The sequence below is a fragment of the Luteibacter pinisoli genome (assembly GCF_006385595.1).
In the GTDB taxonomy this organism is placed as follows: domain Bacteria; phylum Pseudomonadota; class Gammaproteobacteria; order Xanthomonadales; family Rhodanobacteraceae; genus Luteibacter; species Luteibacter pinisoli.
Genome location: NZ_CP041046.1, coordinates 32,448 through 47,392, shown reverse-complemented (window position 1 = coordinate 47,392; position 14,945 = coordinate 32,448). Strand labels below are relative to the sequence as shown.

General features: G+C 60.3%; 14 protein-coding genes. 6 read left to right on the top strand and 8 right to left on the bottom strand.

Translation table 11 applies throughout. From position 1 onward, the window contains the following. Position 1: 1 nt before the first annotated feature. The 3 genes from FIV34_RS00215 to FIV34_RS00205 form a co-directional block, all read right to left on the bottom strand. On the bottom strand, positions 2-826 hold the full coding sequence (locus tag FIV34_RS00215) for an oxidoreductase (RefSeq protein WP_139978491.1): 825 nt from the start codon (positions 824-826) through the stop codon (positions 2-4). Next, positions 823-1,677, bottom strand: a complete 855-nt coding sequence (locus tag FIV34_RS00210) for an NAD(P)-dependent oxidoreductase (RefSeq protein WP_139978489.1) — start codon at positions 1,675-1,677, stop codon at positions 823-825. Before FIV34_RS00210 ends, FIV34_RS00215 begins: the two co-directional genes overlap by 4 nt. A gap of 124 nt (positions 1,678-1,801) precedes the next feature. After that, entirely contained in the window at positions 1,802-2,440 is a 639-nt protein-coding gene (locus tag FIV34_RS00205; protein WP_211352675.1) for an MlaA family lipoprotein, read from the bottom strand. 320 nt (positions 2,441-2,760) lie between these two features. On the opposite strand from FIV34_RS00205, the gene FIV34_RS00200 reads away from it, so the two are divergent. Together FIV34_RS00200 and FIV34_RS00195 are read left to right on the top strand one after the other, a co-directional pair. Continuing rightward, a complete protein-coding gene (locus FIV34_RS00200) occupies positions 2,761-3,471 on the top strand; it encodes a response regulator (RefSeq protein WP_139978484.1) in 711 nt (236 codons plus the stop codon). Beyond that, a complete protein-coding gene (locus tag FIV34_RS00195; RefSeq protein WP_139978482.1) occupies positions 3,471-4,853 on the top strand; it encodes a sensor histidine kinase in 1,383 nt (460 codons plus the stop codon). Before FIV34_RS00200 ends, FIV34_RS00195 begins: the two co-directional genes overlap by 1 nt. A 26-nt stretch (positions 4,854-4,879) precedes the next feature. On the opposite strand, the gene FIV34_RS00190 is transcribed toward FIV34_RS00195, so the two are convergent. Further along, entirely contained in the window at positions 4,880-5,716 is an 837-nt protein-coding gene (locus tag FIV34_RS00190) for a PA0069 family radical SAM protein (protein WP_342777388.1), read from the bottom strand. A gap of 523 nt (positions 5,717-6,239) precedes the next feature. Between FIV34_RS00190 and FIV34_RS00185 the strand changes: the two genes are divergently transcribed. After that, a complete protein-coding gene (locus FIV34_RS00185; RefSeq protein WP_139978478.1) occupies positions 6,240-6,749 on the top strand; it encodes a DUF417 family protein in 510 nt (169 codons plus the stop codon). A gap of 19 nt (positions 6,750-6,768) precedes the next feature. On the opposite strand, the gene FIV34_RS00180 is transcribed toward FIV34_RS00185, so the two are convergent. From FIV34_RS00180 to FIV34_RS00170, 3 genes are all read right to left on the bottom strand, one after another. After that, positions 6,769-7,308 (bottom strand): carboxymuconolactone decarboxylase family protein, encoded by a 540-nt coding sequence (locus FIV34_RS00180; protein WP_139978476.1) that lies wholly within the window; start codon positions 7,306-7,308, stop codon positions 6,769-6,771. A 225-nt stretch (positions 7,309-7,533) separates the two neighbouring features. Then, on the bottom strand, positions 7,534-8,508 hold the full coding sequence (locus tag FIV34_RS00175; RefSeq protein WP_139978474.1) for a zinc-binding dehydrogenase: 975 nt from the start codon (positions 8,506-8,508) through the stop codon (positions 7,534-7,536). Positions 8,509-8,706: 198 nt separating this feature from the next. After that, positions 8,707-9,378: a CGNR zinc finger domain-containing protein gene (locus FIV34_RS00170; protein ID WP_211352674.1), complete on the bottom strand. Its 672-nt coding sequence runs from the start codon at positions 9,376-9,378 to the stop codon at positions 8,707-8,709. Positions 9,379-9,488: 110 nt separating this feature from the next. Between FIV34_RS00170 and FIV34_RS00165 the strand changes: the two genes are divergently transcribed. The 3 genes from FIV34_RS00165 to FIV34_RS00155 are packed head-to-tail and all read left to right on the top strand — an operon-like array spanning position 9,489 to position 13,809. Further along, positions 9,489-10,112 carry a TMEM175 family protein gene (locus FIV34_RS00165; protein ID WP_139978472.1) on the top strand — a complete coding sequence of 208 codons (624 nt, stop codon included), beginning with the start codon at positions 9,489-9,491 and terminating at the stop codon, positions 10,110-10,112. A 46-nt stretch (positions 10,113-10,158) separates the two neighbouring features. Continuing rightward, positions 10,159-10,872 (top strand): alpha/beta hydrolase, encoded by a 714-nt coding sequence (locus FIV34_RS00160; protein ID WP_139978470.1) that lies wholly within the window; start codon positions 10,159-10,161, stop codon positions 10,870-10,872. A 24-nt stretch (positions 10,873-10,896) separates the two neighbouring features. After that, positions 10,897-13,809: a sensor histidine kinase gene (locus FIV34_RS00155; RefSeq protein ID WP_139978468.1), complete on the top strand. Its 2,913-nt coding sequence runs from the start codon at positions 10,897-10,899 to the stop codon at positions 13,807-13,809. A gap of 17 nt (positions 13,810-13,826) precedes the next feature. Here FIV34_RS00155 and FIV34_RS00150 read toward each other — a convergent pair whose 3' ends face one another. Next, entirely contained in the window at positions 13,827-14,453 is a 627-nt protein-coding gene (locus tag FIV34_RS00150) for a response regulator transcription factor (protein ID WP_425462904.1), read from the bottom strand. Between the last annotated feature and the right edge of the window lie 492 nt (positions 14,454-14,945).

Here is a 14,945-nt window from a genome sequence, read left to right as displayed (position 1 = left end):
GTCACACTCCATCGAAATTGGTTTCGATCGAAACGTCGCGCCACGTGTCGATGTCCTTACGGAACGCGGCAAGCTTCCGTTCGGCAATCCCGTGGGCAATCGGGCCGAGCGGAAGATGCAACGGCGGCTCTTCGGCATCGACGGCCTGCAGGATCACGGCAACCGCCTTATCGGGATCGCCAGCCTGATTACCGTTGTTCGTCTCGCGATACTGACGCCGTGAACTCGCGGCGTATTCCTGCATCTCGTTTGCCGCCACGCTGATCGAGCGGCCTAGGAACTCGGTTCGGAACGGTCCCGGCTCGACCAGCACCACGCGCACGCCCAACGGGCTGAGCTCGCCCGCAAGGGCCTCGGACAAACCTTCGACGGCAAATTTAGTGGCGTTGTAATACCCACCCCCGCCATGTCCTGCGATGCCGGCGCCGGAGGACATGTTGACGATGATCCCGCGTTTCCGCCTGAGGGATGGCAACACGGCGCGCGTCGTCTCGATCAGGCCAAAGACGTTCACCTCGAAGAGGGGACGGTATTCCTCGGGCGTACCCTCTTCGATCGCTCCGAACAGCCCATAGCCGGCGTTGTTGACGAGGACGTCGATGTCTCCGAACGTTTCCAGGGCCTTCGCAACGGCGGTACTCACCGAGGCCGCATGGGTCACGTCGAGCGGCAAGGTGACCATACGTCCATCGAAGGGGCGGGCCATCTCCCGTATGGCTTCGACGTTCCGGGCCGTGGCAATGACCTGATCGCCACGCGCGGCCGCAGCGATCGCCAGTCGCTGTCCAAATCCGCTGGAGCAGCCCGTGATCAGCCACGTCTTCATGCGCTACGCCCCGTATCGGCGATGACGGACCAATCCATCTCGCCAAGGCCGGCTGAAACGACGCTACTCAGGCGTTCGCGGACCACATCGAGCATGGGGACGGTGCAGCCCGTCTCCTTCCCGAGCTCGCTCGCGAGCCGCATATCTTTGAGCGCGAGCTTTGCTTTGAAGCCTGGCTCGAATGATCGCGAAGTAATCTGTGCGCTATAGCTTTCATAAACGCGACCGGTGAAAAGCGTTCCGAGTATCAGCTCGAAGAAGTCGGCGCGGTCGAGACCCACGCCTTCGGTTAGCGCGACACCTTCGACCATGGCTTCGATAGCCATGGCGATCATCATGTTGGCGGCGAGCTTAGCGGCGTTGGCCCGGGCCGGATCTTCGCCGAGTTTCCACACCTTCTTGCTGAGCGCAGCGAGCACAGGCTCGATGACGGCCACCGCATCGGCCTTGCCGGCCGCGAGGATATTGAGCTGCCCGCTTGCCGCGACATTCGGGCGTCCGAGCACGGGTGCCGACACGTAGCCGATCCCCGCATCCTCGTGCAGCCTCGCCAGTTCTCTTGCGAACGCGGCCGAGATCGTTGATGTGACCACATGGATCAATCCGTGCCGGGCGTCTTCTAGCAGGCCTGCGTCAAGCACCACCTCGCGGATCGCGGCGTCATCCGACAACATGGTAAAGACCACATCAGCCTGGACCGCCTCGCGCGGACTGCCGAGAAGTGTCACCCCGGGTAACGCCTCGGCGGCGACGGGACTACGATTCCACGCACGTACCTCATACCCGGCCTTGACCAGGTTGTGAACCATGGCGGAGCCCATGCTGCCGAGACCGATGAATCCGATCTGCATAACGTTCTCTGTAGGAAGGCGGATCGCGCCGATGCCACTAAGCTATCAAGAACAAAAATTGTCGGGCACTGACAAAGCTGCGCATTGAACGTGCAGATATGTTCGGTGGCGATCGCGGATCGGATCAGGGATTCATCGGAAGCCCCGTGGCGGCACGACCTTCGGCCGGTGACTTAGCGGCGCGGATCTCACCGCGGCGGCCGTCTTCAACCAGGGCGCGGCGACGCTCGGCAGCGTTATCGCGCAGGGCGGCGTAATAGTCAGGAGAGTGTTCGAGCCGATCGGTGAGCGGCAAGGCACGCGCCCTGCCATCCACGATGCCGCCCACGGTGGCCACGGCATTCACGCTCGACACCGTATCCGATTGGCTACCCGGCTGGTAAAAGGCGAGCGTCAGGACACGGCCAACGGTATCGCGAACGTTCGACGATCCGAACACCGGCAGCTCCACCGTGTGTCCGGCGCCGATACCCCACACACCGAATGTCTGGCCGAGGTCGGCATCGTGACGCGGCATGCCCCAGCGGCTGGCGATGTCGAAGATACCCGCGACGCCAACCGTGCTGTTGACGACGAAACGTCCCGCGGTGTTGAGCGAGCGCAATACGTTGGCCTGGAGCAGGTCGTTGGCAAAGACCAGCGGCTCCCGAAGGTTCTGCGAGAAATTGCGCACACCGCTCCTGACGGGCCGGGGCAGGTGCGAGTAGCCACGGGCGACCGGGCGTATGACGCCACGATCCAGCGTGCGATTGAAGGCGAACACGGCGCGGTTGATCGGCTCGCCAGGCTTCGGCGTGGACGCTTCGGGTGAAGGCCGGACCCCGTGCGAGCATCCGGATAGGGCGAGGGCCAACGCGGCCCCCGCAACCTTGCTGGCGGGGCGGAGCAGGCGCAGGGAAGATCGGCGGGCAGAGGGCATCGGACGGTCTCGCTAGGGGAGGTCCGATCGAGAGTGCGGGGCGTTTACGTACCGTGTTTCTCCCATGTGCGACTGTCGGGAAATAATGTTTCCCGTCAGAAACAAATGACATGACGGCCGCGTAAGCGGCTATAAAGGCTCACAAGATTCGAAACAGGCCCACCATGCAACGCCTTCTCATCGTGGATGACGACGAGGAAATCCGCTCGCTGCTGCAGCGGTTTTTTCAGCGGAATGGATTCGAAACCGATACGGCGGCATCGGGCAAGGAGTTGGACACCCGCTTTGCGAAGAGCTCGTACGATCTCGTCATCCTCGACGTGATGTTGCCCGACGAGGATGGCTTCAGCCTCTGCAAGAGGATCCGTGCCGCAGGCAGGACGGCGATCATCATGGTGACAGGTGTCGTCGAGGCGACGGACCGCATCGTGGGCCTGGAAATCGGCGCGGATGACTACGTCACCAAGCCGTTTGACGCACGCGAGCTACTCGCCCGCGTCCGGGCGGTGCTTCGCCGAAGCCATGCACCGTCGTTGAAGGCCGCCGGCGATCATTCCCCTACCCTCTGCTTCAGCGGATGGCGCCTGGACATCGTTCGGCGCGAGCTGCGGTCGTCCGACTTTACCCTCACGCCCCTGTCCGGCGGCGAGTTCGAATTACTGGTGGCATTCGCGCAGCATCCACAACGCATTCTCACGCGCGAGCAACTGATCGACATGTCGCGCGGTCCGGCCCACGAGGCGTTCGATCGCAGCATCGACGTGCAGGTCAGCCGACTGCGACGGAAGATCGAAGAAGACCCGGGCGATCCCGAGATTATCCGAACCGTGCGCAACGTGGGCTACATATTCAATGCGCGGGTGGAGCGGCTGTGATGCGTCCGGGCCGATGGGCGTTCGACACGATTGGTCGCTGGTTAGCGCTCAATATCGTCGCGGCCGTGACCATCGCCGCCGGCATGAATGCCGCGTTCGTCGCATTCGCGGGCGTTTGGGCAAAGCCGGGCATCGAGGACATTGGCCTCATCGACCAGGCTGTCGCCGTTGCCCGGGTCGTCGACGCTTCGCCACCGGGGTGGCGACCGCGGCTGGCGGCCTCTGCAAGCAGTTCGGCCTTCCGAACCACATGGCTACCGACGGCCGGCGGTCTCCCCGTACCGATCGCGTCGACCACCTCGCACTCCGTAGGAAGGAAAATCCGTGCGTTGATGGAGCGCCCCACGGCGCAGGTCATCGCGTATGAGCCTGGCGACCTGGACGTCCATGGGCGTCCCGAAACCAGCTGGGGGCTGGCCATCAACCTTTCCGATGGTTCATGGCTGCTTTTCGTCCCGCCGGAGCGTGCCTGGGGCCTCAACCGAAACACCCGAAACGTCCTTACCGGCGTGTTTGAGGTCGTCTGCGGGTTGCTCGTCGCGGCATGGGCCAGCCGCCGCCTCGCACGCCCCATGGAACGTTTCGCCCAACAGGCGCAGCGTTTCGGCGTCGACGTCAACGCGCCACCGGTGCACGTCACGGGCCCGTTGGAGATCCGCCTTGCCGGCCAGGCGTTCAACGACATGCAGGCGCGGGTGCAACGCTACGTGGCCGACCGGACGACCATGCTGGCGGCGATCTCGCACGACCTGCGTGCGCCACTGACGCGCATGCGACTTCGTGGCGAGTTCATCGAAGACGAGGAACAACAGCGAAAGCTGTTTCGTGACGTGGATGAAATGCAGGCGATGGTCGACGCCTCCCTGAGCTTCTTCCGCGATGACAGCGACCCCGAGCCGCCCACCCGATTCAATCTAACCGAACTCGTCGACACCGTGCTTGACGACTTCCGCGATGCCGGTAGCGACGTCGCGTTCCATACCGCTGGCAGCATTGCCTACGTGGGTCGCCCGCTTACCCTTCGTCGCGCCATCGCGAACCTCGTCGACAACGCGGTCAAGTACGGCAGCCGCGCGGCGGTAACGCTTTCAGCCGACAGCGAGTACGTGGAGATGCTGGTCGACGACGAAGGCCCCGGCATCCCCGTTCCGCAGCGCGAGGACGTGTTCCGTCCGTTCTTTCGCCTCGAAAGCTCGCGCAATCGGCAAACCGGCGGCGCGGGCCTTGGCCTATCGGCCGTGCGCTCCGCCGTGCGGGGCCACGGTGGTGAGATCGAACTCGAGACCCGAAAAAGCGGTGGCCTTCGTGTGCGGGTGCGATTGCCGCTTGTTTCCGATATGCCTTTGGATGCCAGTCACGGCACACATGATCGCCTCGGATAGGCAGAACCGATGCCTTGGGGAATGCTCTAGAAAAGCTCCCCCTGCGGCGAATGAATCCGCGGCGGCACGAACTGCGACGTATCCAACACCGTATCCCACGCCCGATGCAGCCCCGCCTTGCGCGAAGCCACCTGCACCCGCTTACGGATGATGTCCGCGAAGATCCCCTGCCCGCGCATGCGCGTGGCGAAGTTCGAGTCGTAGTCCTTCCCGCCATTCATCTGCTGGATCAGGCTAATGATGTGCGCGGCGCGGTCGGGGTAGTGCAGGTCCAGCCATTCGCGGAAGAGCTGCTTCAGCTCGTGCGGTAGACGCACGCAGGTGTAACCGATGGAGTTCGCGCCGTTCGCGGCGGCCCGCTCGATGATGCCTTCGACATCCTTCTCGTTGAGCGCGGGGATGATCGGCGCAACGAGCACGCCCACCGGCACGCCGGCGTCATGCAGCGCCTTCACCGCCTGCAGCCGCCGATGCGGTGCCGAGGCGCGTGGCTCCAGCTTCGAGGCCAGCTTGTTGTCGAGCGAATTGATCGACACGAACACCTGGACCAGGTTCCGCTCGGCCATCGGCGCGAGGATGTCGAGGTCGCGCTCGATCAAAGCGTTTTTGGTCACGATGGTACAGGGATGATGGCACTCATTGAGTAACGCGAGCGCTGCCCGGGTCAGCCGCCAGGTCTTTTCGATGGGCTGGTACGGGTCGGTGTTGCTGCCGATGTTGATCGGCTTGCAGGTGTAGTTCTTCTTGGCCAGCTCGCCACGCAGGGTCTCGGCCAGGTTGGTCTTGGCGAAGAGCTTGGTCTCGAAGTCGAGGCCGGGGGAAAGGTTGAGGTAGCCGTGGGATGGCCGTGCGTAGCAATAGATGCACCAGCATTCTATGACGATCTAAAAAATGTCCACTTCCTCGCACGATCCCGCTGAATAACTCAACGGGATCGTCTGGTCGCCCACGCTATGAGTGAACAGCCCTCGTGCGTAAGCGGCAAGTTGGTACACCCCCGCTTTCATACTTCAAAATTGCGGATAAGTAAGCGGCCCTCGCATGCCAGAGGGCGGCATTCGCCTCTCGAATGAGTCGGTTATGTGGACTGGCACAACGACGCCCAGCATTGGAGCACAATGACGTGCGAGGCGCGGGCGTCAACGTAGAAGGCTGAAGGTATGACTTAGGGAAACCACACCATCCGGAACGCGTCAATTTGAAGCGGCGCTAATAGCAGTTCTGAGCGACGGGGATGACACTCTCATATCGTCACTTTGCTCCATTCGGTTGTTCTCATGATCGGTAGTCGCATCTTAAAGTCGATGCTGCAGCTGTTCCACCGGCAGCCCTGCGTGTAGGTAGCTGGGGGGAATCTTTCCGAAAGATTGAGAAGGAGACGTGATCGTGGACCTCTTACTACGTTTATTGAGCAAGTCCGGGATCCTCAAGAAGGACCTCGATTACCATCTTTTGAGAGGATCGATGGTCGTCATATTCGCGTGGTTCGGATATGGAAAGTGGTTTGAATCGGAGATACGAGGTCTCGCTCCGCTTATCACCCATGGCCCGTTGATTTTCTGGACGATTCCCGTCTTGGGTATCCACGGAACCTCCATCCTTCTTGGAACGTCGGAGTGGACGTTCGGGCTTCTCTTGTTGTTGGGATTCTGGAGCCCGTCGCTCGGCGTCCTAGGAGCGCTTGGCTCCGCCGCAACATTCGTTGCGACCTTTACGATCCTGCCCTTTGTCCCGAATGGATGGGATCAAGCAGCGGGAGGCTTTCCCGCGATGGCGATGAACGCTGCCTTTCTACTGAAAGATCTGGTACTTCTGGTCGTGTCGATCTACTTGCTGAGGCAGGATGTCATTCGGTCGCTCGAGGCGCGCCACGGATCGGGCTTAGCGGCTGTTTAGTCGCCTGGGTGGTGTGCGCCTATGCAGTAAGTGCCGGCGCTGCCGGGAAGTCGACCGGGATCTTCGTAACGGAATGCAGGTAGTTGGTGATCGTCTTGTCACCTACCGCGACGATCACGTCCACCATGTTTTCTTTGGTCCATCCAGCCGAAAAGAAAGCGTCAAGCGCTTCGCTATCGACCTTCCCCCGGTTTTCTACAAGGCTTCGTGTGAAAACGGCCAGCGCGTCGAGCTTCGCATCAAACGTGGCTCGACCGCGGCGCGCTTCCATGATCTGAGCCTCGGTGAGGCCGCTCATCTTTCCTATGGCGGTGTGAGCCGCCAGGCAGTAATCGCATTCGTTGACCTGGCTCACTACCAGATTCACGATCTCTCGGGCTTTGCCGGCAATAGTTGTCCTGGCCCCGTTGAGCGCCAGATAGGTTCCTAATCCGTGCTCTGAGTAGCCGAGCGTGGCGTATAGATTCGGAACGCTACCTATGGTTTTTTGGAGCTTGTCGAAAAGGGCTTGGTTGGCGGGTGAGACGTCATCGCGACTGGGCACTGTGAACGTGTTCATTTTCATCTCCCGGGCTATGCCACATGGTCCCCGCCCGCAGATTCTGAGACATGCACTGAAAGAGCTGTTCAGCGGGGAGGTTGGTCGCAACCTAGCGCTTCAGGCTCCACCTGGCTTCACCCTTTCGGGTCACTGCAGAGGACAGCATTAAAGCAAGCGGTTCGGTCGTACCCAGTTGATCCGGATGCATCAGCTGCTGAACGTCCGCATTGCCCCGCGCACCTCCTAATGCACCACGACCATCTTGCCGCCCGCTAGGTTGGCTTCCATCACACGGTGCGCCTCGTGTATTTCGTCAAAGCCGAAGACGCGGGTCGGGCGAACATCAAGACGTCCGGCCGCAATATCGTCAACAATTTTTTGGAATGGCACGTCTGACACCGGGAAGCCTGGAGTGCCGAAGACAAAGCTGCCGAAGAAGGTCAGATAAACGCCACTCGGCATCTGCAAGAGCGGATTGAACCCATCAATGGGGTCCAGTCCGCCCAGCCATCCGGCGAGGCACACGCGGCCACCGCGGCGCACGATACGAAGCGAGTCCATAAACGTCGAATTGCCAACGAGGTCGAGAACAGCGTCCACGTGGCCGGTTTGGGGGAGGCGTTCGCTAAGGGTTCCGCCTTCGATGGCGGTGGCCTCGACACCTAAACGACTCAAGAGCTCAAATCGAGATTCATTGCGACTCGTCGCGATCACGCGAGCCCCGGCCGCAATAGCCAGCTTCACAGCTGCCTGGCCGAACGAAGAGGTCGCTCCACGCACGAGAAGCGTCTGCCCTTCCTGCAGCTCCAGGTTCCTGAACAGGCATGTCCACGCGGTGGCGAACGTTTCAGGGATTGCCGCAAGGATGTCCCAGGGGAGGTCAGATTCGATGGTAGCGACGTTGGTCACCGGAACCTGGGTCAACTGAGCGTAGCTCCCGCTGATCGTCCGCCCCATTCCGCCCATCAACGCTACCACTTTCGAACCGACGGAGAACTCGCCACCGGGGCATGCTGCGACGACGCCGACGCATTCGATGCCGCTGATCGGAGCGGCTTCAGCCCACTCACCCCGCCTCATATGGATCTCGGCGTGATTGAGGCCAAATGCCTTGACCTCGATGGTCACCTCACCCTTCTTCGGCACGGGGTCAGCAACCTCGCGATAGACCAAGCTCTGCTCGGGGTCACCGTAAGACTCAAGCACGATGGCACGCATAAAGACCTCCTCAATGGCAGCGCGCGCTTGTTCGCTCGCGCAAGTAACCTGTTTGAGGAATTTATAGCAGTTACTTTTCGGTCAAGCAATACACGATCGGGTATCGCTTGTCTTTTATGGCGTGCCGAAACTCATGGCAGCTTGGCCGTGCGACGGGCCAGCAACCCTATCGGGTGAAGCTTCGCCATCGGAGTGGCTTCAAACTCTGTCGCGTATCGCCGTGTTCGACGCAGCGCCCCGCCGATCTCGGTGCGCTGCTTGCTTGGCCCGATTCCCGCAGATACCCATGCTGCACCAGCGCCGCGCGCGACCTCGCGTTCGGTCGACAAAAAGCATCGAACAGTCATGGCCTTGGCAGGCTTTGACGTGCACGAAATCTCCCGACGTAATGAGTTCAGCCATGGCTTGCGCAATGGGAATCATGAGGGTTTCACCCGATCGCCAGCGACGCTGTGATCGCCAGGCCAGCTGCCCGTCGCGATGGTCGACGACGATCTGCCCAAACTGGTCGTCGCGCGCGAGAACGCGGTTCAGCGGGGCGAGTTCATTGATGACGTCGGCGGGGATGGGACGTCCCATATGAGACAGGACGAAGCCTCTGAACCACTCCCTCAGGGCCCGGATCTGGTTGGCGACTGCGTCCAGCTCACCGGGAACACCTTCCGCTCTGAAAGTCTGCAAAACCTGGTCGGGCACCAGTTCGGATTGGCTCAGCCAATCAAGAAGTCCGGCGCCGTCCACGATCCATTCAAAGGGCGTGGTCTGCGGTGTCGCCACCGAATTCAGGAAGTCCAAAGCCTTTGACTCGGCTAAAACAGCAGGTGGCAATGCGGGGTTCATCAGCAACTTCCAGGGGTTTGGGTCAGTCATGCGGGTAACCGCCCTAATATTGCTTGACAAGTTACTTTAAGGCAACTAAGAATAACCGGCATAGAGCATCTATACCGGTTACCAATGCAACGGGGCTCGAGGGCGCGTTCATGACACATGACCAACAAGGAACGGAGCGTCTGAATTTTTTTTCAGACGGCGTATTCGCCATCCTGATCACGATCTTGGTTCTGGAGCTTCACCCGCCACATGAGACGACCTTTCACGCGCTGGCGGCGCTCTGGCCGTCGGGCCTGAGTTATGCGGTCAGCTATCTGTTCCTGGCCATCGTATGGATGAACCATCACCACCTGCTCAAGTACGCCAAGCGCCCGGCCATCCGGCTCGTGTGGGCTAACTTTGCTCACCTATTTACAGTTTCCCTCGTGCCTTTCGCGACCGCTTGGTTGGCGAGCAGCGGACTAGCCGGCACCGCAGTGGCAGCCTATGCCTTCGTGTTCGCTTTGGTGAATCTCACTTACATGGCGCTCTGTGCGGAGACCGTCGACAGACAGGCGGGCTCCTCCGTTCCAACGGAAGCACGTCAGTTTATGCGCAGACGTTCCCTCGTGACCCTTGGACTCTTCCTGTTCGCCGTGGGCGCTGGTTACCTGTACCCGGTTGCAGGGATGGCTGTCATCGCGATTTGCCTGGTCCTTTATGTCCAGCCTGGGTCGGCGCGCGACGCCATTGACGATGCCAAGCCTTCATCTCCTCCCAGTGCACTCCCCTGAACATTCCGGGCATCCCATCCATCACCTCTCGAAGCCGAGAAACCTTATGTCTGATCACGCCAGAAAGCCATCCATCATTCTCGTTCACGGCGCTTGGGCCGATGGCTCGAGTTGGGCAAAAACCATCGTGGATTTAACGATACGCGGGTACGACGTTGTTGCGGCTCCGCTGCCACTTTCGTCTCTCACCGACGATACCAGGGCGTTAGGGCGTGTGATCGAGCGGATAAGTGGCCCAGTGGTGCTGGTAGGGCACGCCTACGCTGGAGCGGTGATATCGAATATCGACCACGACCAGGTCGTGGCGCTAGTTTTCATTGTTGGCCTGGCCCCGGACGCAGGCGAAAGCGTCGGTGATGTCTTCTTCAGAAATCCGCCACACCCCAATGCTCCGACCCTTTCGCCGGATGACGACGGGCGCTTCTGGCTACCAAATGATGCATTCCGGAATGCATTCGCTCAGGATGCCGATGAGAACATGTCGGCCGTTCTGAGCGCGGTGCAACGGCCCATTCATGCCGCCGCCATACAAGAGACGCTGGGTCAGCCCTTATGGAAGAAACGACCGTCGTGGTACCTGGTCGCACAGGGCGACCGTATGATCTCGCCGGAGACCCAGCGATATGTCGGTGCACGCATGGGTGCGGTAATTCACGAGACTGAAGCGGACCACTGCCCCATGATTACATCGCCCGATGACGTCGTTTCGATCATTCGAGCTGCGGCAGGATCTGTCGTACCAAGATCCGATAGCCAGTGAGCCACTTGGGAGCTTATTCCTGAAATGACCGGAGCATCCGCCCGCGCTTTCTTCCTGTTCGCATGTTTCGTTGCGCTGGTAGCACCGTGGGTCTCGGCGACGGCACAGGAGCGGGTTCGGACCGGCGGCATCTCCAATCGGCTGCACATCACGCAGTTTCACCATCGGATGCTACTGGCTGCTGATGGCGCTCCGGGTCGAGTGACGGACATCGCGCAGGATCGCGAGGGCTACCTGTGGATGACGTCTCAGAATGGCCTTTATCGTTTTGACGGCGTGCACTTTGACCAAACGTTGAGCAGGCGGCTGCCGAGCCAGATGATCAAGGGGCTTTTTCTCGACACCGACGGGTCGATGTGGCTCAGCTACTACTTTGGCGGCGTCACTCACGTTTCCGGGGAGCGCATCGAAACCTACAAGAACTCGTTGCCCCCGGGCACGGTGTTCGCGTTCGCCAAGACACCCGATGGCGTGTTGTGGGCAGCCAGTGCCGGTGGTCTCTCCACGTACGCCCATGGCGCGTGGCATCCGGTGGATAGCGAGCACGGATACGACGGAAGTGCCCTTCGTGCGTTGAGCCAATCGAAAGACGGGCGGCTCTGGATCACGACCGTCACTGATCGCTCGTACGTCTTGTCGCTGGGTAGTTCGCATTTCGAACCAGTTGATCAGGACACTGTACGGACACAACTTCGCGGCTTACCGGCGTCCCTACCGGTGTCGCTGCTTGACGCCGATCCCACGCCGTTCATCGACTCCGCGGGTGCGTTGTGGCTTCCATCTGACAAGGGAATACAGCGGTACCGATGGAGCGCCGGTGCGGGCGAACCGCCAGTACGTGAAGACTTTACCCCGGCCGACGGTCTCTCCGACGGTACAGTGAGCGCGTTCTTTGAAGATCGTGACTCGAATATTTGGGTCGCCACCGCCTTGGGTATCGATCAGTTCCGCGAGAGCCGGATCACTCCCCATGAGGTCGATGACCATTTGTTCATGCCTGCCATCGCATTCGATAACGATGGTGACGCGTGGGTGGGCACAACATGGGGGGCATACCGTCTAACCCCTGACTCCACGCGATTTCCGGAATTGGGGCAGTACTTTTCATGCGTGGCACGTGACCGGCTAGGCAATGTCTGGATGGCAGGGCAGTCCGGCCTCTTCCACATCGTCCGTGGAAAGATCAGCCGTATCACAGGGCCAACCGAAGAGCCTTCGGCTGTAACCCGGTACCAGTCCATCGCCGTCGACGGCGCTGGAGCACTGTGGGTCGCGGTATCCGGGCTTGGCCTCTATCGCCGGGACGGAAGCCGCTGGAGTTCTATCAAGGAGATGGCTGGCCTGGCCACAGATCGACTCACAAGGCTCGTATCGGACACCAGGGGCCGGCTGTGGATCGCCTTTGGAGACGGCCACCTGGCGCGTAAGGACGGCGACCACGTGAAGCTATTTGGTCCGGGCGATGGCTTAGCCATCGGCGCCATCGCGGACATGGCGTTGGAGCGAGGTAACGCGCTCGTCGGCGGCGAAAGTGGCTTGGCGCAGATTATCGAAGACCGCTTCGTTTCCCTATATGGTACTGAGCGGCATGCCTTCTCCGGCATAACCGGGATCGTTCAGCTCAAGAACGGCGAACTCTGGCTACAGGCAGACGAAGGTGTCATCCGTATTTCTTCGGAGGAAATGCAACAAGTGGCGGCCCGTCCGGATCACGAGGTCCGCTACGAGGTCTACGACGCCGAGGATGGCCTGATCGGACAGGCCGACAAGGTCAGGCCCCTGCCGTCACTAGCCGAGGGACGGGATGATCGTGTCTGGATTACGACGACCCGGGAGGTTGCGTCAGTCAATACGCGTCATTTGCTCAGAAACCGGACCGTAGCAAAACCTGAGGTATGGACCGTACTCGCAGAGGGCGTTCTATACGAGGCATCTTCGAGAGTGAGCCTTCCGCCGCTGACCAGGAGCATGCGTATCGATTTCGGAGCGCCGACGCTCACCATGCCGGCACGCACCACGTTTCAGGCTCGATTGGTTGGCGTGGACGAAACCTGGCAAAACCTTGGTACGCGGCGCGAGGCGTTCTACACGAATCTCGGTCCGGGGGACTACCAGTTTGAGCTGCAGGTAACCAATGAAGACGGAATGGTTGGTGTGATGGACCATCCCCTGCTTCTTCGCATTCAGCCAGCTTTTTATCAAACCGTCTGGTTTCGCCTCGCAGTTGGCCTTTTTCTCATCGTCGCACTCGCCGTTCTGTACCGGTGGCGCCTCCGGCTTGCAAACCAGCGTTCCAGGATCCAGTTGGAAGAGCGAGAGCGAATTGCACGCGAGGTCCACGATACGCTTCTGCAGAGCATCCACGGGCTTCTATTTACCGTCGAATCGGTCGTCCGCTCGGACGTCATCGGCGAGACGTCCCGGCCGACGCTGAGCCAGGCAGTTGAAAAAGCACGGAAGGTCGCAGCAGAAGGACGAGATCGTGTGAGTGCACTTCGGATGCAAAGTGATGACGCCGAATGCCCGCTAGAAGACTTTATGGAGTTCCTTGATGACAGTGGTGAAGACACCTTCTATGTCACCACCATCGAGGGTCGCATCCGGCGGCTGAAGGTCGCTCCAGGGCAGGAGGTCGTCGCGATCCTCCGTGAAGCGTTACACAATGCTCGGAACCATGCCGACGCCGCTCAGATAAGCCTTCGAATCCGATATGGGTATTGGAACCTGGTCGTAGAAGTAAGGGATGACGGCCGAGGCATTACTCAGGGGTTATTGAAGCTGAGGCAACACCATGGCCATTGGGGAATAACCGGCATGCGCGAACGAGCACGCCAGATAGGCGGGCACCTTGCTTTGGTGACCGAAGAGGGGATCGGTACATGCGTGACCCTGACCGTCCCCGCGCGGCTGATATACCGGCGTCGTTCAACCCATTGACAATCAGCATGCGAGCCCTATTGCGGGTCAAGAAAGCCGCGTCGGATTGCGATTGTGACCGCGTGCGCCCGGTCGTTCGCGCCAAGCTTTGCCAGAATGCTTTTCATGCGTGTCTTTATGGTGTCCTCTGACACGCGCAACACGTCGCCGATGGCACGGTTGGTGAAGCCTTGGGCGACCATTTGGAGTACGAGTAACTCTCTATGTGTTAGCGATTCAAGGCCCTGGTGCGCCGTCACATCCTGCAAGATCTCTGTCGCAAGTACTTTCTTGCCGTCAGCGGCGCCCCTCACCGTGCGCACGATTTCCTCGCTCGAGGAGGTCTTGAGAAGATAGGACATGGCGCCTGACTGGAGGGCCCGTGCGACCCGCGCATCCCCAGGATACGTCGTCAGAACGATGAGGGGAGCGTCCGGGAACTCGCCATGGATGTCTACGATCGCCTGCAGTCCGTCCACAGGCGCCATCTGTAGGTCTATAAGCGTGACGGACGGCCGAAGATCACGAAAACGTGCAACCGCGTCGCTTCCGTCGGACGCCTCACCGACGACTTTCATATCGCGTTCGCGCTCAAGCGTCGAACGAAGCCCCTCCCGCATCATGGGGTGATCGTCAACGATAAGGATACGAATGATGCGGTCCACGGATGCCACAGCGCGCCTCGCGGCTTGGTAGATTCAACTAATTTTGCGCAATCAATGCGCAAGATCCTAACCCCGAAAGGGTAGAAAGCCACGCTGTTTCGGTAAGCAAATAGCGCATGGGTCGAACCAGGTTGTGCCGAACGGGAAAACTTGCTCTCGAAAGGGTGAAGAAGGCAGCCCCCCGTCCCACTACGGTTCGACGGCCTGCCTATGGCAACTCCCGGTCACTGAGAACGTGTGGGGGAAGCCAATGCGGACGTACTACACCTGAAGGCACCCAATGGCCAACTCAATTTCCTCTGCTGCGCTCAGCGATGCCTCCCAATATGCCGTTGGAAGCACTCCGGCCGCCGCCAAAATCCTCATGATGGCATTGCTGGCTCTTGAACTATTCCTTCCGCCATCGACCGCGCAACAGGTGATGTGGGCTACCCCATTCTCCGCGTTGCTACCTGGCGCGATGCCAGCCATCGCCACAGAGCCAAGCTGCCA